Consider the following 23,393-nt stretch of genomic DNA (forward strand, 5'->3'; position numbering starts at 1 on the left):
TTATTCGGCCGCGACCAGCGGCTCGTCGGGGAGAGTTACATCTTCGCGCGGATGCTCTGCATCTGGCATGGCCGCTTCGCATTTGCTCACTGGCGCGTCCTCCCCCGAAGCGGCGGGGAAATCGGGCCAGATTCAGGCGAAGATGATGTCGCGCTGGAGGGGCGACCAGGCGTGCGCAGCGGCTCCGGAAGCCAACCCGAGCCAGTAAGGAGTTCTTCCGCCCTCTCCGCCATCTCGCCCTTCTTCAGGTGCTCAATGAGTTGAGCCGCGGTCTCTCCCTTGACTTCTCGGACGGCTTGCAAGATGCGCGCCTTGGTGACCCGCCCGAAATAGTTGTCGACGGTCGGCGACCAGCCGGCGGCGGCAATATCGAGCCCGATGGCCTCAGCGAGGCGGTCGGCGTGGTCCAGCGCACGCGGGCGCCGATTCGAGGGCTCGTACACCGCATTGACGCTCAGCGCGATGCAATGTGCGAACAGGGCATCGCGGCTGTCCCGATCGAAGCTCGTGAGCGCGTCCCAGAGCTCGGCCGATTCACGCGGCAACTGCGCCGACCACTGCCGGTGCCTCTGGTCGACGGCTTTGGCGATCGTGGCATCGCCGAGGCCTGGCGCCTGGCTGCCGAAGACGACGCTCTTCGCATCCACGTCGAGGCAGGACTCGGGCGTGTAGCGGTAGAAGAGCTTCAGGCAAAGCGCGTGCAGTGCCGCCAGGAACGCAACGTCCGGGTCCCCTGCGAGCGCGTCGCGCAAGGCCAGAGTGCGGTACGCTGTGAGTTCGGTCATCAACCGGTCAGGGATCGGCTTGATGCCTTCCTCCTGATCGGGCGCCTCGGTATTTGCCGAGGTGCATGTCTGCCCTTCGGTCGTATCTCCGGAGGCAGAGGTTGCCGCTGGGGTGGCACTCTGCTCGGCCTCAGCTTCTCCCTCCGCCTGCGGAATTGCCGGCTCATCCTCGGGACGGACATAGCCGCGCTCGACCCGAAGCGCGCCAGACGCGTCGATGCTGACGAAGGCACCCGCGCGCGCGATTTCGTCAGGATCGTACTGGACGGGCCGCTCATCGAGTTCGTCAAGGGCCGTCTCGATCTCGCCAAGGCGCTGATCGCCCCCTTCAGGAAGGACGTCGATCTCGGAATGGTCCTGCTCGAGACGCTCATACTCGGCGTGCAGCGCTTCAGCCGCCGCAACCTCCTCGTCGGTCATCGCAACGGCCTCGCCGGCGATGCGGCGTAGACCATAGATGTGGCCGTAAGGAAAATCGACGGCAACCTCGACCCATTTCCAGCCTTCGGAGCGGATGTTGCCCGCCTCACGCTCCAGCTTCTCATCGACGAGCCTGTCGAGCAGCATCGGCTCTTGCAGCCAACCGCCGTCATCCTGCTGAAAAAGATCGCGGATGATGTCGCCGCCTGCGGTCTCATAGGCCTCGATTCCGACGAACTGGGCGCGCTTGTCGGAGGCGCGCACGGCGCCTTCGGTCAGCAGACGCCGGATGTAATACGGCTCCTTGTTGTGCGAACGCTGCACCGCCTGCCATACCTGCTGCTGGCGCTCGTGGTCCGGATTGACCGCAAACGCCATCAATTGGTCGAGGCTCATGCCGTCTTCGGCATAGACGTCGAGCAGCGCTGGCGAGACGGCGGCGAGCCGGAGCCGTTGCTTGACCACCGACACGCTTACGAAGAAAGCGGCTGCAACCTCCTCCTCGGTCCTCCCCTTCTCGACGAGATCGCGGAAGGCGCGGAACTGATCGAGGGGCTCAAGTGGGACCCGCTGGATGTTCTCGGCGAGCGAATCCTCCTCGGCGAGGCCATCGGTCCGGATGACGCAGGGAACCGGCGCGTTGCGCGAGAGCAGCTTCTGCTTGACCAGCAGTTCGAGCGCGCGATAGCGCCGCCCACCGGCCGGGATTTCGAACATGCCGGTTTCGGCGCCGCCATCGTCGAGAACCGGCCGGACGGTGAGGCTCTGGAGCAGCGTGCGCCGAGCGATGTCTTGCGCAAGCTCCTCGATCGAGACGCCCGCTTTGATACGTCGGACATTGGACTGGCTCAGCACCAGCCGGTTGAAGGGGATATCCCTGGACTGACTGAGGGTGATCTTGCGAACGGATTTTGCCATTGACGTTTCTCCTCGACGGGCGGTCAAGAACCTCTCTCGACCTTCTGCCCGTCACGAAGCGAAGCGCCGCCCTCTAACTCTGAAGGGCGGCGCCAGCCGGAGAAACCGAGAGCCGAGGCTCATCACACGCGCACCACTGGGGCGGCGCGATCGGTCTTAGTTAGCACGATCGAGCAACTTCTTGGCCTTCGCCTCGAGGTCCAACCGGCCGTCCTGGTGCGGCTTGTCGCGTGCCACCGCGGTGATGCCTTGCACGAAGTCGAAGACACTCTCGGGTTTGCGGCCTTCCTCGGCAAGCACCGTCTCAATGATCTTCGCCGTCTCCGACTTGCCAAACCCCCGCTTACGAAGAAACTCGGTGCGCTCCTCATCCGTGCGCGCAACAATCCGCTCTCGCGCCGCCCTGATGCCATTGACGAAGGGTGTCGGCGAGGAGTTGGCGAAGCGAGCGAGCGCCGGCGCAGCCTCGTGGGCGAAGCGGGTAGCCGCGAATTTGGAGTGACGGATGGTGATCTCCTCGAAATCTTCCACACCCCAAAGATTGCGATTCTGGCACACGGCGCGAAGGTAGAAGCTTGCGATCCCAAGCGTCTTGGCACCGACCTCAGAATTCCAGCAATAGAAGCCGCGGAAGTAGAGGTCGGGCGAGCCGTCAGGCAGCTTGCCCGCCTCGATGGGGTTGAAGTCGTCGACCAGGAACAGGAACACGTCCCGGTCGGAGGCGTAGAGGGTGGTGGTCGCTTTCGTGATGTCAACTCGCGGATTGTAGATGCCGGTCGACCAGTCGAGCACGCCGGGGACCTTCCAACGCGTGTCGCCGGTGCCGTTCCCGGCAATTCGCTGCACGGCGGCCACAAGCTCTTGGTCAAAGATGCGGCCGTAATCTGGGCTTGTGACCGCCCGTAGTTCAACGCGGCCCTCCTCGACTTCGAGCGTCTTGATCAGCTCTGCTCGATTCGAGGTCAGTCCGTATTGCAAGTTGATGGCCGCGAGTGGCGCCGGAAGCTGCCGCAAATACGCGGATGGCGCGCCCACCATCGTTGCGAGCTGACCGAAGCTCCAATGGGTTGGCGACAAAGGTGCGCTCTCGCCCGGCAACATGAGCGTCAGCCGCTCCGCGTTATCGCGATTGGCTTCCACCCGGATCGCCTCGCTTTCGACTGTCCGGGTCCGGCTTCGCTCGGCGCGGCCCTGAACGGCGGCGTGAAGCTCGGTGAGCGACAAGTACCGCTCGTCCGCCGGCCGGGAGAACCATTCCGAGGAGACGCGACCGACGCGCTCACCGCGGCTCACATCCACCTTATAACCGCCATGCTCATCGCGAGCGGCGTGCAGGACATTCAGTTGCGTCATGGGATATCTCCACGACGGGCGCCGCGAGACTCTCTCGGCTGTCAACCCGTCACAGAAATTCCGGCCATACTCTGACTCTGAAATGACTGAATTTTGATAGGATATGCGCGATCGAACTTTGGCTCGAATGAGTGCATTCTCCTACGGAAGCAGGCGGACCAGGGTCGCTGGCGCTCCGAATGCCTCCATAGCGATGGACCCTATGACCCCGATGCCCGAGGTACATAGTGAAACGGATCATAGCCCGCCTTGTTAAGTGATCGGCAAAAGAGGACGAACTCTCGCTTCGATAGCATCTTGAACCTTGGCTTGATTGCGCATGATCAAGTGAGGCAAGTTCGAACCAGATTGCCGAGCGAGCGCCGGCGTTAGCGCGGCGTGCGGCTGATCGATGCGTAGGATCGGACTCCACCTGCTCAGGCATCGTTCCACCAGCTCGTCGACGATATCGTTTCTCACTTCAAAGAGATCCTCCCATGCCGAGATCACAAGCGTACTGTCGCCGGCCCTCTTCAAGAATTTCGTTAGTTGCGGACGTCGGACATCGTCGGTCTCCAATAAGACTCTTGAGACGCAAGGTGACCACTGAGCCCCTCGAGGCTGACGCAAGAACGGCGAAAACCATTTTGGGTCTGCCGTCTCAACAACGCTGAAAAATGCTTCAATCGCCCCGATGTGCCTGCCGTTGTCCTCGGCATCCCGCTTGTGGCGTACGGACTCTCTTCCCCTTGCCTTTACGTAGCCGATAAAGGGTACAGCAATTCCCACAACTGCCTCATCTCTGATTGATGACGTTTGCGCCGGCGCCGCCGCGGAGCACCAGCCCAGAGAAGGCATTAGCATCGGTCAAAGGTAACGATTTCGTTGAATGCATCTGCTGAAGCGATGCATTGGTTAATTACTTGGCGATAGAGCCCGCCACTACTTCGATCTTTGAGGGTTGCGAGATGGGAACAACCGGCGCCCAGGTCAAGCTCGAAGACGACTAAGAAGCAGGTATTCTCACATGGCTGTGTTGCCACTCCAAACAGCAGTGGCCAGGCGATAAATTGTGGATTCCCGGCAAACTGAATTGTCTAACCTGCAAGGGGGCACCGGCCCGCGTCCGGTGCCCCCTATGGTCCCGATGATCTGGAAGTCCCAAGGGCTGGTGCGTGGGAGCCCGGGGCGCGGGTCTAGTTACCCGTGCTCTTGAGCGCGTACGTGGCCGCGCTCCATTTTCCGATCGGCAAATTGCGGATCAAGACGAAACCTGCAGCGCGCGTTCCCGTCAGATTGGCGACGAACGTCGCGAATTTCTGGCGGGTTGTGCCGTGGCCTTCTGCAAGCTGGCGCAACTTCAGATCAAGCTCGCTCACGCGAACAGCGCGGTCGCCATAGAGCCGGTGCCATTCCTGGAAGAATTCAAGGAGCTGGAGGCGATCCGGGTCGTCACGCTTGGCATCCGCAATCCGGCCGACCGGATCAGGACAACCCAGTGCAAGCAGCGGATCGCGGCACCACTCGGCCCACTGTTCGAAGCTTCCGAGCTCGAGACCCGGCTTGGGGCGGTTCTGACGGCCCCACCGCCAGATCGTCAGTGCGGCAGCGAGCAGTTCGCCGCGCTGCCGGTCTACCATCGCGGAAAAATTTCCATCGAAGGCTCGACGCTCGGGATCCTCGCATCCGGCGTCCAGATTGACGAACAGAAATCGGCGCGCCAGGTCTTCGGCGACCCGGACGGCGTTGCCCGTGATCGCCAGAAAGACGTTCGTCGTCACCGTGACCATCTTGGTATTGATACCGAACGGGCGGATGGAGCAGGGATTTTTCCGTGGCGATCTGAGCCAAAAGGTTCGATTTCAGAGTCTCCGAGTTGACGTTGTCCAGGAAGATAACGGGATCGGCCTCGACGAGCGAAGCGGTCAGGCGCTTCTCCAGCTCACTTTGCGCGCCCGGACTCGTGAACGGCCTCGGCACCGTGTTGTAGGCGATGCGCGCGATGGATCGGACGAGCTTGCCCTTCCCGGTGCCGGCGCCGGAGAGCTGCGGCGAGCGGAAAACAAAGCCAGGGGCCAACGGCAGACTGGGTCGGCAGACGGCCGTAAGCACGGCGCAAAGGTGACTTGTCTCGTCGATGCCCGGCGGCTTCGACAGATCGATGGCACTCGTGCTCGCCGAGCGACTCACCATGCATGCATCGGCGAAGGGGAATGTCGCGAAGGCGCTGCGCAAGATGCGGAGCGCCCTCTCTGCCTGCAGTCTCGACGGACGCTCTGGGATGCCGGGCGCATCGATACCTGCGCACCAGTGGCCGGTCTCAGGGTCATAACCCTGAGCGACTCGGATATTGCCATCGTCCGAGAGGATCGGAGCGGCGGCAGATGCCGTTCAATTGGCCGACTGTCCATTTGTCGTGGAGATTGAGGTACAGGCGTGCAACGCGGTCCGGCAGCGTCACCGGCTCAAGCACAATCTCACCCTGAATGATCTTTTGAAGGACCGGCCGGCAGACGCGGTGGCCATGATTTACCACGTCATGAACAGTGATCGGCCGGGCGGTTGGTCCGCGCTCTGACTCCACCACCTTCACCAACGCCTCGGCCCTCTGAAAGAAGGTGTCGGCCGCCGACAGCCGGTCAGCCAACCGTGCGGCGGCGGCCGGCAGATCCGCCCGATCGATAATCAGGTCGGGCAAGCCGAACGGGTGCATTCTTTGGAGATGTGGGCGTTGCGCTCTCCTGTTTGCGCTTATTCATCGAGACGGCTTTCGACATTGGTCTCGCTTTCACTGCTGCTGCGGCTGTTCGGCGCAGCTTCAGGGCGACTCGTACACGCAAACGCGGCGGAAACTTCCCGGGCCCCCCCCCGGAAGTTTGCGCACGACGATGAACTACGCTTGCCGCCGGTGACGGTGTGCGGCCGTCGTCTCCGCGAGTACCGATTGACGCCGCGTCGGCGGCCTAGACACAGGACTAGTCACATGGACATGAACTTCGACTCCGATCCCGAGCATGGCAAGCGATCGGACGAGCCGGAGCCGCGCATCTCGAAGGCCCGCCTGAAGCGGGACGGCTGGCGGGAGGTGCGCGCGTTCATCGAGCCGATCGAGTCGTTGACTGGCTCGACGAACGAGAAGCGTGAGACTCGGACTGACGCCGAGCGAAAGGCCGATCAGCGCCAGCGTCAGCTGGCCGACGGCCTGAAGCAAATCAATGTCGTCGCCCCGGAAGATAACGACGCCCGCGTCCTCATCATGCAGGTCGCGAAGGCTATCAGTTCAAAGGTGGTTCGCCGCGACATCGCTGCCATTCTGGCCGACCGCGATCTCGTGAAGATCGGTCGCAAGGTGAGGCGGCTCCGTGGCAATGCGGCCGACCAGGTCCGCGCGCTGCTGAAGCTTTAGACCACATAAGGAGCTATGACGATGAGCAAGCTGTACTACGCTGAACCGGAGCTTCGTGAATCCCAGGAACTGCGCGATCTTTTCCGTCTCCCGGTCGGGTTTACGCCGGACACGCCCGGCGCACGCCTGGCGATGGCGGTCGACCACTACACCACCGAGGCCTACACGCGGAGATCTGATCGCGACGCCGCCTGTGGCGTGACCGCTCATCCGGATATCACGTATGCTGCAGTAGCGGCATCCTCCGTGAAGAAGACTGACGAAATCGGCTGCGGCTATGCCATCCATCACCCCGATTTCGAGAAAGTGCTTGATCCGATCTTCTCCCGGGCGGTCAAGCGGCTGATCGCCAACATGGCCGCTGCTGACCAGAAGGCAGAAGACCCGATCGCCACGGAAGTCCTGTCCATTGCACGGACTTGCTACAAGATCGAAACCATCGGCGAGCGCGACATCATCCGCTTCCGGCTCGCATGGAACGCCTTTCGAAGAGAAGCCCGATCGCACGACGATCGAACAGACGTGCGCCTTCCTCGAGGACAGGCTCCATCTTGCATTCTTGCCGACGCCGCCGCGGCGCAAGGCTCATTAGGACAAGCGGCAAACAGCGAGCGCAGCTGAGCAGGCTCGACAACAACAGGACACTCACAATGAGCGATTTGATCCCCGATCAGACTATCGTCCAGGCTCGGCTGTTGGACTTCTGGCCGATTCAGGCGAAGGGGCGCGCAGCTCTCCCGCCCTGCCTGGAACCTGTTGTACGGATCGGGACACCTCAGGCTGACCTACGCCCAGATGGAGGATTGGGTGTTGGTGACGCCCGAGTTAATCCGGATCGCCGTTCCTGAGATCGCAAATATGGATCTCTTTCGCAACGGAATGGGCGTCGGCGGCGCTCTGCGCAAGGCCCTGGTTGATCTGCGCTGCGCCGCGATCGCTGATCGTGGAATCCTCACTGCGTGCGGCGAGGTCAAGAAAACTCTGCAGAGCCTCGCCGAGCAGCCGGACGGCCGTGGCGCCGATCCCGTTGACAACGAATTCGATGATCCGGTGATGCAGCCGTACGATCGCTGGTGGTATGGCGTCGAGCGCAACGGAAACGAAGCCTCCGTCGACAAGCCGCAGGTGTTGGCGTTCCCGATCACGCACGTCAATCGTGCGAGGGAGCGCAATCCCAACCTCGTCATCGATGAATTGTATGAGCTGCTGGCAAACGGCCTCAACCCGGTGACGGCGAGCATCGGCGTGCCCAAGCACAGCTCCGACTATGCGGGGGTGCGCGCCGAATGGATCGAGATCGCGATCGAGTCTCTCGTGGCGAGCATCGAGGAGGCCGTGAAGGGCTGGCCGGTCCTCCCGGGCGAGCCGTTCCAGCAGATCGTTTGTGTCGACGGGGACGCTTTCTTCATCACGCTCGACACCATCGAAGGCGTGACCGTGGCCTCGGTGACGGCATCCAGGTCCGCGCTGGAGGAGTTCAGCCTGGAAGTCCACAGGGTTGGGCACGTCCACCTGGCACGCGGTCTGGCGATGCTGCACCGAGCCTCGGTGTCCTGAGTGACTACGACTAGCCCCAAACCCGCCGACGCTGCGGCTGCCGAGCACAGACACAAAGTAGGAGTAGGCAACATGGCAAAGAGCAGCCCGGAGTGGCGTGAACCGACGGCCGATCGCAGGCAGCTCGATCGCTCAATGGCCCGCGAGAGCGAGCTCGCGTCGCGGTACCGTCACATCCGCAGCCATATGAACGTGACGCAAGCGCTGGAAAAGCTTGACGGGATCGAGAACGCAGGATTCCAGGACCTGCTGGCGCAACTCGCCGATCTCAGTGTGGTTATCGGCGCCGACGCCGTTCTCCCCAGGCACCTGGCGCGCCGTCAGGAAAGATTTGGGTTGACGCTGGTCGTTCCGGGACACGAGCCGCTGATCTGGCTCAATCTGCTCAAGCACGACAACGTCGCCGGTCTCGTCGACACCGTTGTCCACGAAGCTGTTCATTCCACGATCCGGCATCTCGGTCGTCTGCCGCGTACGCCGGAGCCCGACGAAGCGATTGCTTCCTATGGTGAGGAAGTCGTCGCCCTTGCCGGGGCGAACCTCATTCTGCGGAGGATCAAATTTTCCGCGCGTCGCGAAATCGCGCGGAACATGATTGCGCTGGCCAATTGCAAGACGGTCCTCGGCCAGCTCGGATGCAGTGAGCGGTTCCTGCGCGACCGGATTGCTGAGGCGGAGGTTGCCGCATCCTTCCTCACTGATTTCGGCATCGATGTCGCCGCTCCCACCCTGGAAGCGATTCAGTCGCGCGCCGGCCGCAAGTAGGCAGTCTGCGGACGGACGAACTGAGAACAATCGATACACAAGCAAGTACCTTTGAGGAGCAGCATCGCGTGAACAATCTCCCGAGGATCCTCCAAAAGATCGAGAGGTTGGCCGCCGCGTGCCGCGCAGAGGTCGAGGCCTCTGATCGTCCGATCGACGCTTTGCCCATGCAATGGGTGTTGCCGTTCTTTTTCGTGCACCCCGACCATGCCGCGGAATGGTGGCAAAGCGTTCGTCCAGAGGTCTGGGAGCGGATTCATCGTCTAAAACAAGAGCCGGAGCGCCTGATCATTTCGGAAGCGGAGTTGCAGAGGACGCCGTTCGCGTTGTCGCACGCGGAAATGCAACAGTTCCGCACTGGGCCGCTACTTCGGATGTTGTCGCTGGTGGACTTGCGACTCGCTCGACAACGCGGCGGCCGGCTCAAGCGTGAGGTCGAGCTCACCGTTCGCGAGGCGTTGGAATTCGAGGTCTTTCGGCGAGATCCGGAAATCGGTGCCCTGCTGTCCTGCATGCACGCGCAGTTCGATGGCGCTGAGGTGTCGGTGGTCAAGGGCGCCGGCTTGAATACGCTTGCAGAGCTTGCCTGGGTGCCCGGGATCCCGACCAAAGGAAAGGCGGCAGACGACGGCCTCAGCGAGGAAGATCGCCGTCTTGCGCTGTTCGAGACGCTGAGGTCGGAAGGCGAAAAGCTCGCGGTCCGCTGGCTCCCGGGCCTGACCGACCCAGCCCAGGCAGAAGCAGCCGTCATCGGGCAGATTCGCGATTGTGTTGACGGCGCCCGCTGGTCGCGAGCGGAGTTCGAGGATGCGATCAAGGCTGCGGCGAACTGGGTCCACACGCTGGCGAAGGCGTGCTTTCATACCAAAGAGGTCGCAGAAGAAAAGCACCAGCTCGCCAAGCGCGCGAAGGACGTTGAAGCGTTGAAGCGGACGCCGAAGGGCAATGATCCCTTCCACCGAGAGCCGATGACGCTCCAGCAGCATGAACTGTTCATCAGAAACGAGTTTTCGGCGGTCGAGCTGGCGTTCATTGCGGTGGCCGCCGATGTCGATCCCAATCTCGTCGCTGTCAACCACATGCTCGCGACCCCGGAATTTCGGCTTGCTCGCAAGCTGGGCCAAATCGGCCGCGGGCATCAAGCCGTCTTCGACCCCGAAGAGGTCAAGGACCTGGACGAGCTGATCTTGGGCGAGAAGGGCCGTGCCGAGGGCGCGATGTACCGCGATGTTCACCGGTATTTGGCCAAGTGCGTCCTCGACATCCTGGTACTGCCTGAGGGGAAGGATCGGCTGAGCAAAGCGATCGCTCACGGACAGAATTTTACGCCTCTGGACTAGGTCCGGCTCTGAGGTTGCGACAGCGGAAGGTCGAATTCCTGACCTCCCGCACAATTCGGTCATTCATTTCCGAGACGGGTACCGGGCGCGCGGGCTCCTCTGACTATGGATCGCTGAAGATCCCAGCCGAGAGGAAATCATGTCGAAGAAGATGCGTAATTCCGGTGAGAGCGCGGCGCTGCCGCTGAAGTTGCCCGCAGCCACGATCATCACGCAGGACAAAGGTGGGGATGGAAAGAGCCTGGTCGGCCACGCGCTGTCGGAGCGCGCGCGGATTGCCGGCATCCCCACCGGGATCGTTGAGGTCGACACCCAGGGAAAGTCGCTTTCGATCCTGGGGTCACAGGTCGTGTCGATCGCGACCGACGTCAAGCTGGCGCGCCGCGATCCCAGCGCCGCACTGCGCGCTCTGACGCCGCTGTACGACGTCCTCGAGATGATGGCCATGGCGGGCGGCCTCGGCGTCGTCGAGTTCGGCGCCAACGAAGCTGCGCGCGGCGCATTGTGGGCGGGGATGGTGGACCTACAGGAGGATCTCTCGGCGCTCGGCGTCGAGGTCTTCGTGATCACGCCGTTCACCGCCCAGGCTGAGTCGATGCGTCGGGGTGCGAAGTCAGCTTCGAGCTTTCTCGAAGTACTCCCCAACGCTCGTCTGGTTTTGATCGAGAACCAGCGCGATGGCGCCGTGAGCGATCTGCATCCGGCGAGCGATGCCGCGGAGGCATACCGCACCTCGATCATGCCCCTCGCCAAAAACGCGATCACCCTGCGCATGCCGATGATCGAGGCCGGCAGTTGGCGTCCCTTTGAGGCGCGCGGCGCGCGCCTCGTTGATGCGGTGACGATGCCGATCGACGAGATCATGAGGGTGACGGGACTGCCGCGGCCCGAGGCCAAAATGATCCGCGGCGATGTCGCGGCCTGGTGCTCGGAAATGTTTGCCGAGTTCGACAAGCTGATCGCGTTCGAGGGCGGCAACAATGGCTAGCGAAGCCTTCGAGGAAGTGGTCGCCACGGCCACGGCGGATGCTTTCGCCAGCCGCAAGGAACTCGGCTGCAACTACGCAGCCGAGTTCCGAGAGGATCCGGAAAGCTTCGATCCGCGCAAGCTCATCCCACTCGGCAAGGAGGGCCTGCTGTCCTTCGTCACGACCGTGAGCGTACCGACGCGCGGCATCGACACGACGATCCAGCCCGAGGTCGAGGTCGAACTCACCGAGCAGACGTCGGCCGATCTCGGCTGGCGCGACAAGCAGACCGTGCCGCTCCCGTTCGAGATCTCCGCCCTGCTGTTCGGCGCCTTGGCGGGAATCGGAATCGTGTTCGGTTTGGCAATAGCACTGACCATCTGACAGCGAGAAAATCCATCATGAACAATCCCATCCGGCTGTTTCAGCCCGCCCTGCTCGTGGCGCTCGGCGCTGCCCTGATCACGCTCGTCGCGGGCGCGATCTCGCTCTTTCTCATCGCGCCGCCAACCGTCGACGTGCTGTTCCACGGCAACGTCAGCCTCGCCAGCGACGTCGCCTTTCACGAAATCCTTCAGAACCTTCGGGGCGAGAGGTGCGGCCATTCGAGCTGGCCGATCGTGTGCCGGCTTGACTGGATCCAGGCGATCACAGCGCAGTTGCTGGAGTCACCGATCGGAGCCAGGCGGCTTGCCACTATCGCTCTTGCGGTTCTGGCGGCAAGCGGCTTTGCCTTTTGCTTCGCTTATGCTGATACTCCGCCGATCGAGAACCTCACAGTCACGCGCGGCCGGCGCATCGAGACCGGACCTTATGCGTTCCGCGCGCTGCGCCATGCGGTTCATCGTCACGGCCCGCCGCAGGCGCATGATCTGTGGCTCCTCCCGCAGGTGCAATTGAATGCGGCTTCCGCAGCGCGCAACCTCTTGTTGGTCGGCACGCAAGGGTCGGGCAAGACCGGCTTGTTGCGGGCATTTGCCGAACAGTACCTCAATGATCTGAGCGGCCGGACATTCGTGTTCGACGCGAAGGGGGACATGCTGGCCGGCTTGCCCGTGGATTCGATGATCCTGGTGGCTCCGCAGGATGCGCGCGGGTGGGCGATCGACATCGGCCGCGAGATTACCAATCCTCTCGTCGCACGGGAATTCGCGGCGAAATGCGTCCCGGTCTCCGAGCAGGATCCGATGTGGGGCCATGCGACGCGGAGCCTCCTTGCCGATATCATCATGGCGCTACGCGCGCGCTCGGGTGATGCCTGGGGCTGGAGCAACCTTGCCGAGGCAGGACTTTCCTCGCTGGCAGATATTCGCCGGATGCTGCTCGAGAGCGGCGGGAAGAGCGCTGCACTATTGAATTTCGGCGACGATCCTGAAGAAAACCGCACCGTCATGTCAATCCTGATCACGCTCTGGGTGACGGTTTTGAGCGTGATAGAGCCGCTCGCGCGCGCCTGGTCGGAGGTCGACTCATCGCGGCGGTTCACCGTGCGCGACTGGCTGGCGCCAGGCTCCCAGCTCCCGCGCACGCTGCTTCTGCAGAAGTCGGGCGAGTATGCCGAGCTTTCTTCCACGGTCGGCAGCTTCTTGGCGGAGCGGGTGGCCGCCGGGGCGCTCGTCTCCACTCGCCGTCGCGCCGGCACGGAGCACCTGACCATGCTGCTCGATGAATTCCCGGAGGTGCCAATCGAGCGTCTGCCGCGACTGCTCGCGCTTGGGCGCGAACTGCATGTGAACACGATCGCCACCGTGCAGGACCTCGGTCAGATCACCGCTATGTTCGGTCAAGAGCAAGGCTCAGTTGTCGAAGCGCGCTTTGGCATTCGATTGGTTCTTCGTCTGGAGCCGGGCGAAACCGCACAACGGATCTGCGAAGTCTGGGTCGGACGCCGTCAGGTCCGCAGGCGCCGCGATGCAACCGTGGAGGAGTTGGCCCGAGGGATCACCAAGCCGATGGAGACCGTTTGGGACGATACGATCACGACCGACTTCCTCTCGGATGCGCTCGGCGTGTTCGAGATGTCAGCCGGGAAAACGATCCGCGTCCTGGTGACGGGCTTTCCGACGCTCGCTGTCGTCGACGTCCCGCTGACGACCTGGGCTGATCGGCGCGAAGCGCACATCCCGGCACCCTGGATTGCCGACGCTGGATGATGCGGCGGCAAGGAGGAAAACGGGCATAACAGCCGATCGAAGGTCGAAATCAGCTGATGAGCAAAAAGCTCATTCATTTCCGAGACCCCCATTACCACGAGCTTTAATTGGAAGGCCTCCCATTCGGAGGTCTTCTTCGTGGTTGCAACCTGGAATCCGGCAGCAAGCGCCAGCTACTACACGCGCCAGACCGAGTATTACCTCGGCGACGCCGAACCTGCGGGCCTCTGGTACGCGCCGGCGGGTGATTTTGGCGTTGTAGACGGCGCGCAAGTCGAGCGCGAGACCTTCGAGCAATTGTACAATGCCGTCGACGCGGATGGGCAGCCCCTGCTGGATAACATCCGCCGCCATAAGGAGCGGACAAGCGCGTTCGACGTGACACTCAGCGCGCCGCGCTCGGTATCCCTGGTCTGGGGGCTGGCAACGCCCGAGACGAAGCGTCTCATCGAGGCTGCGCAGCAGCGAGCCGTCAGGGCGACGCTGAGCATGCTGGAGCGCGAGGCGACCTGGGCACGCCGGGGCCGCAATGGCATGTCGCTCGAGAAGGTCGCACTCACGGCCGCCACGTTTCAGCATGGCGAAAGCCGACCTTCAAAACACGCCGACGGGCGCATATTCGCAGATGCAAATTTGCATACGCATTGCGTATGCATGAACATCTCGACCCGCCAGAGCGACGGCACAATTGGAGCTCTTCACTCCAAGGTGATCCGCGACTGGAAGATGGCGGCCGGCGCGACCTATCACGCCGCCCTCGCACATGAGCTGACGACGCTCGGCTTTGATATCGATCGTGTCGGCAAGAACGGCATCTTCGAAATCGCCGGCGTGGATGGTGCCACGATTACGTATTTCAGCGCGCGTCGTCAGGAGATCGAGGAGGAACTCGCTGAACATGGCGTCACCAGCGGCGAGGCCACCGCACTGGCCGCCGCCATCGCCAAGGCGACGAGAAGCAGCAAGCGGGAGAGTGTAAGTTTCGGGCGCGAGGATGTCTGGCGCGACGCCGCGCAATCGCTGGGCCTCGACACCGGATCATTTTCCGAAAGCTTGAGGGCCCCCTCGAAGGCGCGTAATCAGGAAGCCGACGAAGGGCTGCTCTCCGACCGGTTGGCCGCCCTGCCGGCGATCCTCACCGAACGTGAGAGCGTGATTGAGCGGCGCGAGCTCCTGCGTTCCGTCGCTGCCGCCCTGGTCGGCACCGGCTTGCCAGCCGAGCGCGCCGAAACTGAACTCAAGCGCCTGCTGAGCCAGGGAGCCTTTCTGGAAATTGGGCATGATGCCCTTGGCCTGCCCTGCTATTCGACGCCGGAGATGCTCGCGATCGAGCGGGAGGTCGTCGAACAGGCGCAACGTCTCGCGAACCAGTCCTGGCACTTCGTCGATCAGAAATCGCTGAGGGACCGTTGCGGAGCCTTGGGGCTCACCGCCGAGCAGTCGGAAGCGGCGCTCGCCGCAACGACAAGCTCGGCGGTCGTTATCGTCGAAGGCGCCCCTGGGGTCGGCAAGTCCACACTGCTCGCGCCAGTCTTGCAAGGATACGCGAAAGCCGGATGTCGGGTGATCGGTGCCGCTTCCGCATGGCGAATCGCCAACATGCTCCGGGATGACCTCGGCATCGAAGCCCGGGCAACGGCCTCCTGGATCGCGCGGCTCAAAGCCGGCGAGAAGGTGCTCGACAAGCAGACCGTCCTGATTGTCGATGAGGCCGGCCTGCTCTCCTCGCGGGACATGCACGCGCTGCTTGGCGCCGTCACCGAAGCTGACGCCAAGATCATCCTCGTGGGGGATCGGCAGCAGCTCCAGGCGATCGGCGCCGGTCCTGGCCTAGATCTGGTGGCGCGCGCCGTTGAAGCTGCGCGCGTCAACAACATTGTTCGTCAGCGCGAGGCATGGGCGCGGGAAGCCATCACGGCCTTCGGCGCCGGCCGGGCGGAGCCCGCGCTTGATGCGTTCGCAGAACGCGGTCTATTGATCGAAGCGGACGGCGCCAAAGCAGCGATCACCGAGGTGCTGGATTCGGCAGAGCAAGTTCATGCACGTGACGCCGCGGCCTCGATCCTGATCCTCGCCAAGTCCAACGCCGCAGTGGCCGCGATCTCTCAGGTCGCTCGCGAGCGCCTCAAGCACAGCGGCATCATCCAGGGCCCCGAGGTTAGCTTCGCCGCGGCCACGCCGTCCGGCCACTCAACGCAGATCGCGTTGGCGGCCGGGGACAAGATCAGGTTCCTCGTCCGCGATGACGAACTTGCGGTAGTCAATGGTTCGACCGCGACCATCGTCAAGGTCAGTGAAGCCGCTGTGCCCCTTGGAGATGCAAGTCGCATCATCATCGAGGCCGAAATCGAGGGTCGGCGAATTGCCTTCGATCCGATGCAGCTTGCCGACGCGCAAGGACGCCCCCGCCTTGGTTGGGCTTATGCCTCGACTGTCTACGGCTGCCAGGGCCTCACGGTCGATCATGCCGTCGTGCACCTGGATCACAGCTATAATCGTCATGACATCTACGTGGCGGCAAGCCGCGCGCGGGAGCGGACGACGCTCGTGGTCGATGCCAAGAGCATTGACCGGCGCCTCGCCTCCGAGCTGCCCTTCGATCAGCAGCGTGATGATGTGGTCTTTTCGGCGAGCCAGCGCCAGAACTGGCTCGCCGAACGACTGTCGCGTGCCTCGCCCAAGATTTCCACGCTCGATATCATTGAGGGCTCGCAACCGCTGACGGAGAAGGATCGGCATCATCGGCGGGAGCTCAGCTATGAGCTCTAAGCCGATGGCGGCGCGGTCGCACGTCAAGCTGCGGACGAGAACGGTGGGCGCATACGTTCATGCTCGCGCGGCTACTCCTGATGTTGTGCCGAAGAAGAGAGGGCGCCAACAGCCGCAAGCCGAGGACTTTCACGTGACGCTTGATCTGCCGCTCTCGCCGCCGATCCAGGACCGCGAGTTGCGCGCGATTGAGATCTTGCTTGGCCGAGAGCTCCAGGATTTGCTCGCTATTGTTGAAGATTCTCTGGGAAAATAGCCGTTGACAACCCCTCTGGTGAGATTCACGAATCGAGCGTTGAGAACGCCGTCAACATCAAGTCTCAGTAGAGTTCTGTCATGAACAAGCACGTCTTTCACAATTCGGTTTCCAAGCAGCCTGACGCGACCAAGCGCGTTGCGACCTATTACAGGGTCAGCACTGGGCGCCAGTACGCCAACGAAGCGTCGATTCCGAGCCAGCGGAAAATTACGGCAAGCTTCGCCGATCAAAACGGATACGTCATCATCGAGGAGTTTGTGGAAGCAAAGACCGCGACCGATGATCGCCGGCCCGTGTTGCAGGACATGATCGAGCGCGCCTGTGCGCCCGATCATCCCTACGACGCGATCCTCTTTTATGCATTCAACCGTTTCTTCCGCAACGTCGCCGAGATGGAGCTGACCATCCGCAAATTGCGGAAGCACGGCGTCGACGTGGTCTCGGTCACTCAGCCAACCGGCGACGATCCGAGCCAAATTTTGGTGCGGCAGATCATCGGAGCCTTCGACGAGCATACATCTAGAGAGATATCAAAGAATACAACACGCGCTATGCGCGAGTCGGCGAAACAGGGGTTCTGGAATGGTGCCACGCCGCCGCTGGGCTACAAGATCGTCGAGGCGGAACGCCGCGGCCAGAAGATCAAGAAGAAGCTCGATATTGATGCCGTCGAAGCCGAAACGGTTCGGCTGATGTTCAAGCTTTATCTTGAGGGCGACGGCAAGACCGGCCCGCTTGGCGTCAAGGAGACGACGAAATGGCTGAACAGCCATGGCTACCGCACCCGCCGGGGCGCCACATTTGGTGTCGGGCCGGTCCACAAGATCCTGACCAACAGCTGCTACGCGACCGGACAATGGCCGTATGGCGTGCGCAGCTCGCGCGATGGCAGGAAGTATGACCCTTCGACGGTGATCCAAATTCCCGTGCCCGTGCTGATCGAGCAAGGCGATTTCGATCGCGTGCAGGCGAAGCTCGCTCGCAGCAATCCCAAGACGACGCCGCCGCGGGTCGTGAACGGCCCTTCACTGCTGACGGGTATCGCGGTCTGCGCCTCCTGTGGTTCCGGAATGACCCGGACCGGGACGACCAATCGACAGGGACGGTCGTACTCGTATTATTCATGTGCAGGTTGCCAGCAGAAGGGCAAGTCGGTTTGCAAGGGTCGGCACATTCCGGCGGCGACCCTGGACGAAATCGTCTTAACCAACCTCAAGCAGTGCGTCCTGGCACCCGACCGTATCGCCGACCTCCTGAAATCACTGATCGAGCGTCAGGCGGCAAAGAGCGAGTCCGCGGACGGCCGCCTGCTGGGTTTGCAGAAGGAATTGACCGACTGCGAAGATCGCATGAAGCGGCTTTACCGCTCGATTGAAGACGGCATCGTTGAGCTCGATGATATTTTGCGAGAGCGCACCGCCGCTTTGAAAGCTCAACGGGACCGGGCCAAGGCGGCGCTCGATCATGCCCGCGCCCAATGCGGCATGGCAGCCGCCGTCAATGCTGAGAAGATCGACGCATTCGCCCGGTTGATGAACGCGAAGCTCGATGCGGGCGACACCAACACCCGCAAAGGCTATATCCATTCGATCATCGATGCGGTCGAGGTCGACGACCAAACGATCCGGATCATCGGCAGCAAGGATATCCTCCAGGCGGCCATCGCGGGCAAACAGACCGAGAACGGAAATGTTCGTGGTTTTGTACGCAAATGGCGCACCCGACACGATTCGAACGTGTGACCTTTGCCTTCGGAGCAATTTAGCCTGCCTATCCTAAATGCACGACAGGGCACGCTACAATGCGATATGTAACTGAAGGTACTAGACAATTCGTATTTCCGCGCCGAACTGTCTATCCAGAATTTCGCTCCGATATCCATCCGGTTGCTTCCGTGGTGCTTCCGCGGAAGCAGCCCCTCACTAGCGAGGGGAACACCTCATGGCAAAGCTGACCAAGCGGATCGTGGACGCTGCCGATGTTCGCGAGAAGGACTATTTTATCTGGGACGACGAACTGCCCGGTTTCGGCCTCCGCGTGTTCGCCTCCGGCAAGCGCAGCTACCTCATCCAATATCGCGCTGCTGGACGCACGCGACGCTACACCATCGGCCTGCATGGCGTGTGGACGCCGGAGACAGCCCGGCAAGAAGCGAAGGTCCAACTCGGGCGCGTCGCGCGCGGCGACAACCCTTCCGAAGAACGTCAGCTCGATCACAAGGCCATCACGGTCAAGGAGCTTTGCGCCCTCTATACCGCTGATCTGAACGCGGGCCTCATTCTGGGTAAGGGCGGGCGACCGAAAAAGCCCACCACCATCGTCACCGACACTGGCCGTATCGAGCGGCACATCATCCCGCTGATCGGCGCGCGCCGGGTCAAGGATCTCACCAAGGCCGACATCAACAAGGTCTTGAAGGACATCATGGCCGGCAAGACGCGCGTCGCCGTCAAGACGAAAAAGCTGCGAGGAAAGGCCATTGTTCGTGGTGGCGCGGGCACCGCCACGCGCACCGTCGGCCTATTGGGCGGAATCCTCACCTACGCTGTCGATGCTGGGATTATAGAGGTCAATCCGGCGCACGGCATCAAGAAGCCCAAGGACAATGTTCGGAATCGTAGGCTGACCGAGGCGGAGTATCGCACCCTCGGGCAAATGCTTCGCGATGCCGCGGCGAACGAAAAATACGCCATGACCGTGGACATCATCCGGCAGATCGCGCTCACCGGCTGCCGCCGCTCGGAAATGATCTCGCTAATGTGGATCGAAGCTGACACCGACGCGAGCTGCATGCGCCTGGTGGACAGCAAGGAAGGTGAGTCCATTCGTCCAATCGGATTGCCCGTCGTCGAGTATCTGGAGGAACGGCGCAAGACCGCAGCGGGCACCTATGTCTTCCCAGGTCAGGGCGAGGACCATGCGTTCGGCAGCTTCCCGAACCATTGGGAACAGATTTTCAGCGACAGTCCGCTCGCCGGCGTCACCCCGCATGTCCTGCGTCACAGCTTTGCCAGCATCGCCAACGATCTCGGTTTCACCGAGGTGACCATCGCGGCGCTCGTCGGCCACTCCAAGGGCTCGGTGACGAGCAAATACATTCACACGCTCGACACTGCGCTCATCATGGCCGCCGACACGATCTCCGGTTACATCCAAGGGCTACTCGAGGGGATCGAATTCAAACAGACGGCCTACGCATTGGATCGTGATTCTCGTCGAGCTGCGCTTGACCTCTTCCTGACCAAAGCGGTTGGAGAGCCGGGGAACGAAGCCGAGGACGAGGAGCGTCGCTTGGCAGCTTGAGGCTTGCGATCAGCCACTGGTCGGCGAGCAATTCATCGCCGCCCACGATGCAGTCGAAAAAGCTTTTTGAAGAAATCGACGATCTTCGGTTTGGCGCCATCGGCGACCAGGTCATTTGCTCCGAACCGGCAGACCATCCTGACACTCCTGCACACCGAGCGCAGCCGTAGCGGCGCGTTGTCTCGTTCGACCGCTTGATCGCCCGCTGCCGCATTGGCTCCGCCAGCATTGGAGACTTTCTGAGGCAGGAACGTCTCGCAGAGGGGGCATCTGACGCAATCGCCTCACGCCCCCGTTGCGCGCAATTTAGGGCACATATACTTCAAGGATCGGGGCGGAAGGCGCTACCGCTTCGGCCCGACGCTTGGCAACGCGCTTCGCCGCATCGCGGACAAGTGCAAGCTTGCGCCTGTCCTTGTCCACGCATGCCAGAATTTGGTCATCAGTTGCGGCGTCGATCTGTTCGGGCTCACAGAGCTGCGCGGCGGCCAAGCGGCAATAGTCGCCCCGCAGCAAATCGGCTCCAGCGAATTGGGCGAGGTCGACGGCGGCGCTGGGCACGCCATATGTCAACCGGATCGCCAGACGTCTCACACGGTCACCGAGATCGAGCGTGGGGTGCAGGATCTCGGCGACGCGAGCCGCGACCGGCATCAGATCGCAAGTCCGCGCTGCGACCGCGCGTATGGGGCCGGCGGCGCCGCCAAACGCACCACCGAACTGCGTCAGCACGCGCTCGATCTCGCTCATGGCACGACCGGACACGAACAAAAGACAAGCGACCGCCTTCTTCGCACGCAGGGTCGCCTGATGATCTTCTGTTGTCCCGCGCTGAAGCGCGTTCAGGACGTGCCACGGCACATTCTGCCTCTGCAGCTCGTTGGGCCATAGCTGAGGCTCTTTCTGCGTGCTTTTTCGGTTGATCGGAAAAAGGAGTTGATCGACCTCGACCGTCGTTTGAGCTGCGGCAATCAGGACGGGATCGCTGATTTCTTGGGGCTGAAGCGAGCCGAGGCAATCTACGAGCGCGACGATGGACCCGACCTCTGCCGCGCTTTCGCCAGCGAGACGGCCCAGCTTGGTCAATTCATACGCGCCTGTAGCGTTCTTCTGCACCAGGCCGTGGCGTTCCAAATCCGCTAGGGCCGAAAGCAGATCCGGCCGGCTCCACTGCCACGCGCTATGGGCGCGCCGGGCTTGGAACGCGCCGAAGCTCGATTCCAGAAATTCGACAATCTCCTCGCTCGGCACGCCTTCGCCGGCCGCTCGTTGTGCCGCGACTAGGACGCGGATAATCAGGGAGCGTGGGTCGGTTGTACCGTCGAGGAAGCGGGACACCAAGTCTTCCGGCTCCGCGGTCACGTATCGCGACCACAGATCATGCTCGGCGCGCGGATCGAGCGCCAGCAGATACGAAGCTCCCTTCTCGGCGAAGCCAAGCCTTCCCGCGCGACCGACTAGGTTCTTGTATTCGGCTACCGAATAGGGCTCGTCGCCGGGATGATTCAAGCCGGCGATGATGACCGATGACGCGGGCGTGTTCACGCCCATCGCCAGCGTCGTCGTGGCTGCGATGACGCGCAGGCCCGAGCCGCTACGGCGAAATTCTTCCTCGATGACGCGCCGCTCTTCGCGGTCGAGATCCGAGTTGTGGAAAGCGACGCCGCGCCCCAGCGCGCTCCGCAAGTCGGCGCTGGCCTGCGAGGGATCGCCGCCGGGCATCTGCGTCAGCGCCTCGGCAGCCGGAGGCAATCCGAGCGACTCTGCGAGATAGTTGGCGCAGCCGCGGGCTTCGCCCTTGGTTTCGCGAAACACGATCACCTGCTGGCCTTCGGCGACAAGCTTGCGCACCAGCGGGATGATCCAATCCTGGCTGGATCCTTTGCCGCCGACAAGACGCCGAACGAGCGGCCCCTCAACCTGCTCATTGCCATTCTCCGGGTCAAGAAAGCGGAAATGCCCGGTGCCGAGCAACAAGCCCTCCTCAAGCGGAACGGGCCGCTCCGTGCGCCGCAAGAGCCGCGCGCCGAGCCATTGCTCAAGGCCGTTCGTGTCCCCGATCACAGCCGAAAGCGCGATCAGTTGGGGCTCGATCCCCTCACGCCGGCGCATCCGGATGAGCGTCAAAATGAACTCCAGATTCGCGCCGCGGCCACGGTCGGCGATCATCTGCGCTTCGTCGATCACGATCGCGCCGACCTGCGCCAGCACATGAGGGAATGTCAGCGCGATCGCGGCGAACTTCTCATAGGTCAGGAGACCGACATCGTATTGGCCCCGCAGCAGAGGCGCGATGTCGTCCGTCTCGCCCGTCGCTTCCACCGTGCGGACCCCGAAACCGCCATAGACGCTCTCGAAGTGCCGCCGCTTGTCTGCCACAAGGGCCTTAAGCGGCAGCAGAAACAAAGCCCGTTTGCGATCCAGCACGTTCCGGAGCGCCGCGAGCTCGCCCACCATCGTCTTGCCCGAGGATGTCGGGGCCGACACCACCAGGTTCTCGCCGTCCAGCACGCCGAAGTCGGTGATGGCGGAGATCTGAAGCGCATTCAAGGACGGGATCGCTCCAGCCCAGGCGGTGACAAGCGCGTCGGGGAAACCGGCCGACGAGAGGCTGGCAAGATCGGACGTCACCTTGGCAGGCAGACGCGCCGGGAAGGCCGCCCGATACTTAGCGCCCGGCACGAACACGGGCCACGCGACATCGCCGTCGATGCTCCCGCGCATGGTCGGGTTCTGCTCTTTGCCGCCCTGCAGCGCGGCCGCCCGGACGCGGCTCGTGACATGCTCGAGGAGGCGGTAGAGCGAGAGCTTGCCGCCGCTCACGACTTCCTCGGCGCCACATAGCGCCTCAAGCAGAAAGTGGGTCAGAAAGCCGTGCCCGAACCGGCGGTGCTCATAGGCGGGCTCGGTCGCCGCGGAGGCGGTGAAGATGATCCGACCAGCGCCGCCAAGCTGAGCCAGGCGCGCTTCGGCGGACAAAAGGCTGCGCGGCTTCGCATCGACGTGCAGAACCTTCGCCCCAATGCCGCCGGAAAAACAACAGTCGAGGAACAGGATCAGGCGCTTTGCCGGTATCCGCGAGAACCATTCCTGCAACAGCTCGAGCGGGATCGCGGAGCCGGCGAGATCATCTGGATTCGCGTCGTGGGTGACGAGCTCATGTGTCTCCGACCCATGGCCGGAGAACGCGATCACCACCGTATCCTCGGGGCCGCAGCCGGCCAGGTCGGCAAATGCGTCCTCAATCCGCTGCCGCGTGGCCTCCGCATCTGCCAGCAAGACTGTGCTACCGCCCAGCGTGTCGAAGAACAGTGCCTCCAGCGCCGTCGCGTCGCGACGCGCGCAGGTCAGCTCATCAATGCCGGTCGAGCTATAACGGTCGATGCCGATGAACAGGCCGCGAAACGGCATGAGGCAC

Annotated in this window: 17 protein-coding genes; 12 read left to right on the forward strand and 5 right to left on the reverse strand. The window is 62.5% G+C overall.

Annotated elements, in window-relative coordinates; genetic code table 11:
* Window positions 1–86: 86 nt before the first annotated feature.
* The 4 genes from E0H22_RS03785 to E0H22_RS03800 form a co-directional block, all read right to left on the reverse strand.
* Window positions 87–2,150 carry a ParB/RepB/Spo0J family partition protein gene (locus E0H22_RS03785; RefSeq protein ID WP_430715212.1) on the reverse strand — a complete coding sequence of 688 codons (2,064 nt, stop codon included), beginning with the start codon at window positions 2,148–2,150 and terminating at the stop codon, window positions 87–89.
* A gap of 129 nt (window positions 2,151–2,279) precedes the next feature.
* Window positions 2,280–3,476, reverse strand: coding sequence for a DUF932 domain-containing protein (locus E0H22_RS03790; RefSeq protein ID WP_151612164.1), 1,197 nt, complete (start codon window positions 3,474–3,476; stop codon window positions 2,280–2,282).
* A gap of 1,175 nt (window positions 3,477–4,651) precedes the next feature.
* Window positions 4,652–5,236, reverse strand: coding sequence for a hypothetical protein (locus E0H22_RS03795; RefSeq protein WP_233024405.1), 585 nt, complete (start codon window positions 5,234–5,236; stop codon window positions 4,652–4,654).
* A 545-nt stretch (window positions 5,237–5,781) separates the two neighbouring features.
* On the reverse strand, window positions 5,782–6,153 hold the full coding sequence (locus E0H22_RS03800) for a hypothetical protein (protein WP_233024406.1): 372 nt from the start codon (window positions 6,151–6,153) through the stop codon (window positions 5,782–5,784).
* A gap of 285 nt (window positions 6,154–6,438) precedes the next feature.
* On the opposite strand from E0H22_RS03800, the gene E0H22_RS03805 reads away from it, so the two are divergent.
* The 12 genes from E0H22_RS03805 (at window position 6,439) to E0H22_RS03860 (ending at window position 19,975) form a co-directional block, all read left to right on the forward strand.
* On the forward strand, window positions 6,439–6,861 hold the full coding sequence (locus E0H22_RS03805; RefSeq protein WP_151612168.1) for a hypothetical protein: 423 nt from the start codon (window positions 6,439–6,441) through the stop codon (window positions 6,859–6,861).
* 21 nt (window positions 6,862–6,882) lie between these two features.
* A complete protein-coding gene (locus E0H22_RS03810) occupies window positions 6,883–7,482 on the forward strand; it encodes a hypothetical protein (RefSeq protein WP_233024407.1) in 600 nt (199 codons plus the stop codon).
* Between the two features lie 189 nt (window positions 7,483–7,671).
* Complete coding sequence (locus E0H22_RS03815) at window positions 7,672–8,418, forward strand: hypothetical protein (RefSeq protein WP_233024408.1); 747 nt, start codon at window positions 7,672–7,674, stop codon at window positions 8,416–8,418.
* A gap of 72 nt (window positions 8,419–8,490) precedes the next feature.
* Window positions 8,491–9,183: a hypothetical protein gene (locus E0H22_RS03820; protein WP_151612174.1), complete on the forward strand. Its 693-nt coding sequence runs from the start codon at window positions 8,491–8,493 to the stop codon at window positions 9,181–9,183.
* Between the two features lie 68 nt (window positions 9,184–9,251).
* Entirely contained in the window at window positions 9,252–10,523 is a 1,272-nt protein-coding gene (locus E0H22_RS03825) for a hypothetical protein (protein WP_151612176.1), read from the forward strand.
* 139 nt (window positions 10,524–10,662) lie between these two features.
* Window positions 10,663–11,511, forward strand: a complete 849-nt coding sequence (locus E0H22_RS03830; protein ID WP_151612178.1) for a hypothetical protein — start codon at window positions 10,663–10,665, stop codon at window positions 11,509–11,511.
* Window positions 11,504–11,875: a hypothetical protein gene (locus E0H22_RS03835; RefSeq protein WP_151612180.1), complete on the forward strand. Its 372-nt coding sequence runs from the start codon at window positions 11,504–11,506 to the stop codon at window positions 11,873–11,875. Before E0H22_RS03830 ends, E0H22_RS03835 begins: the two co-directional genes overlap by 8 nt.
* A 17-nt stretch (window positions 11,876–11,892) precedes the next feature.
* Window positions 11,893–13,644: a type IV secretion system DNA-binding domain-containing protein gene (locus E0H22_RS03840; protein WP_151612182.1), complete on the forward strand. Its 1,752-nt coding sequence runs from the start codon at window positions 11,893–11,895 to the stop codon at window positions 13,642–13,644.
* 138 nt (window positions 13,645–13,782) lie between these two features.
* Window positions 13,783–16,413: a MobF family relaxase gene (gene mobF, locus E0H22_RS03845; protein ID WP_151612184.1), complete on the forward strand. Its 2,631-nt coding sequence runs from the start codon at window positions 13,783–13,785 to the stop codon at window positions 16,411–16,413.
* The gene (locus E0H22_RS03850) at window positions 16,403–16,669 is read left to right on the forward strand and encodes a hypothetical protein (RefSeq protein ID WP_233024409.1); all 267 of its coding nucleotides are present in this window, start codon (window positions 16,403–16,405) and stop codon (window positions 16,667–16,669) included. The genes mobF and E0H22_RS03850 overlap by 11 nt, the downstream gene beginning before the upstream one ends.
* 80 nt (window positions 16,670–16,749) lie before the next feature.
* Window positions 16,750–18,414, forward strand: a complete 1,665-nt coding sequence (locus E0H22_RS03855) for a recombinase family protein (RefSeq protein WP_233024410.1) — start codon at window positions 16,750–16,752, stop codon at window positions 18,412–18,414.
* A 199-nt stretch (window positions 18,415–18,613) separates the two neighbouring features.
* On the forward strand, window positions 18,614–19,975 hold the full coding sequence (locus E0H22_RS03860; RefSeq protein WP_151612040.1) for a tyrosine-type recombinase/integrase: 1,362 nt from the start codon (window positions 18,614–18,616) through the stop codon (window positions 19,973–19,975).
* A 306-nt stretch (window positions 19,976–20,281) separates the two neighbouring features.
* Here the strand turns inward: E0H22_RS03860 and E0H22_RS03865 are convergent, their stop codons facing one another.
* Window positions 20,282–23,386 carry a DEAD/DEAH box helicase gene (locus E0H22_RS03865; RefSeq protein WP_006023604.1) on the reverse strand — a complete coding sequence of 1,035 codons (3,105 nt, stop codon included), beginning with the start codon at window positions 23,384–23,386 and terminating at the stop codon, window positions 20,282–20,284.
* Window positions 23,387–23,393: the final 7 nt, after the last annotated feature.

The sequence above is a fragment of the Rhodopseudomonas boonkerdii genome (genome assembly GCF_021184025.1).
Classification (GTDB): domain Bacteria; phylum Pseudomonadota; class Alphaproteobacteria; order Rhizobiales; family Xanthobacteraceae; genus Tardiphaga; species Tardiphaga boonkerdii.

Bases quoted from the DNA above. Each gene is read 5' to 3' on its own strand.
- E0H22_RS03790 (WP_151612164.1), bottom strand. From the start codon at position 3,476: ATGACGCAACTGAATGTCCTGCACGCCGCTCGCGATGAGCATGGCGGT.
- E0H22_RS03805 (WP_151612168.1), top strand. From the start codon at position 6,439: ATGGACATGAACTTCGACTCCGATCCCGAGCATGGCAAGCGATCGGAC.
- E0H22_RS03810 (WP_233024407.1), top strand. From the start codon at position 6,883: ATGAGCAAGCTGTACTACGCTGAACCGGAGCTTCGTGAATCCCAGGAA.
- E0H22_RS03820 (WP_151612174.1), top strand. From the start codon at position 8,491: ATGGCAAAGAGCAGCCCGGAGTGGCGTGAACCGACGGCCGATCGCAGG.
- E0H22_RS03830 (WP_151612178.1), top strand. From the start codon at position 10,663: ATGTCGAAGAAGATGCGTAATTCCGGTGAGAGCGCGGCGCTGCCGCTG.
- E0H22_RS03835 (WP_151612180.1), top strand. From the start codon at position 11,504: ATGGCTAGCGAAGCCTTCGAGGAAGTGGTCGCCACGGCCACGGCGGAT.
- E0H22_RS03840 (WP_151612182.1), top strand. From the start codon at position 11,893: ATGAACAATCCCATCCGGCTGTTTCAGCCCGCCCTGCTCGTGGCGCTC.
- E0H22_RS03850 (WP_233024409.1), top strand. From the start codon at position 16,403: ATGAGCTCTAAGCCGATGGCGGCGCGGTCGCACGTCAAGCTGCGGACG.
- E0H22_RS03855 (WP_233024410.1), top strand. From the start codon at position 16,750: ATGAACAAGCACGTCTTTCACAATTCGGTTTCCAAGCAGCCTGACGCG.
- E0H22_RS03860 (WP_151612040.1), top strand. From the start codon at position 18,614: ATGGCAAAGCTGACCAAGCGGATCGTGGACGCTGCCGATGTTCGCGAG.
- E0H22_RS03865 (WP_006023604.1), bottom strand. From the start codon at position 23,386: ATGCCGTTTCGCGGCCTGTTCATCGGCATCGACCGTTATAGCTCGACC.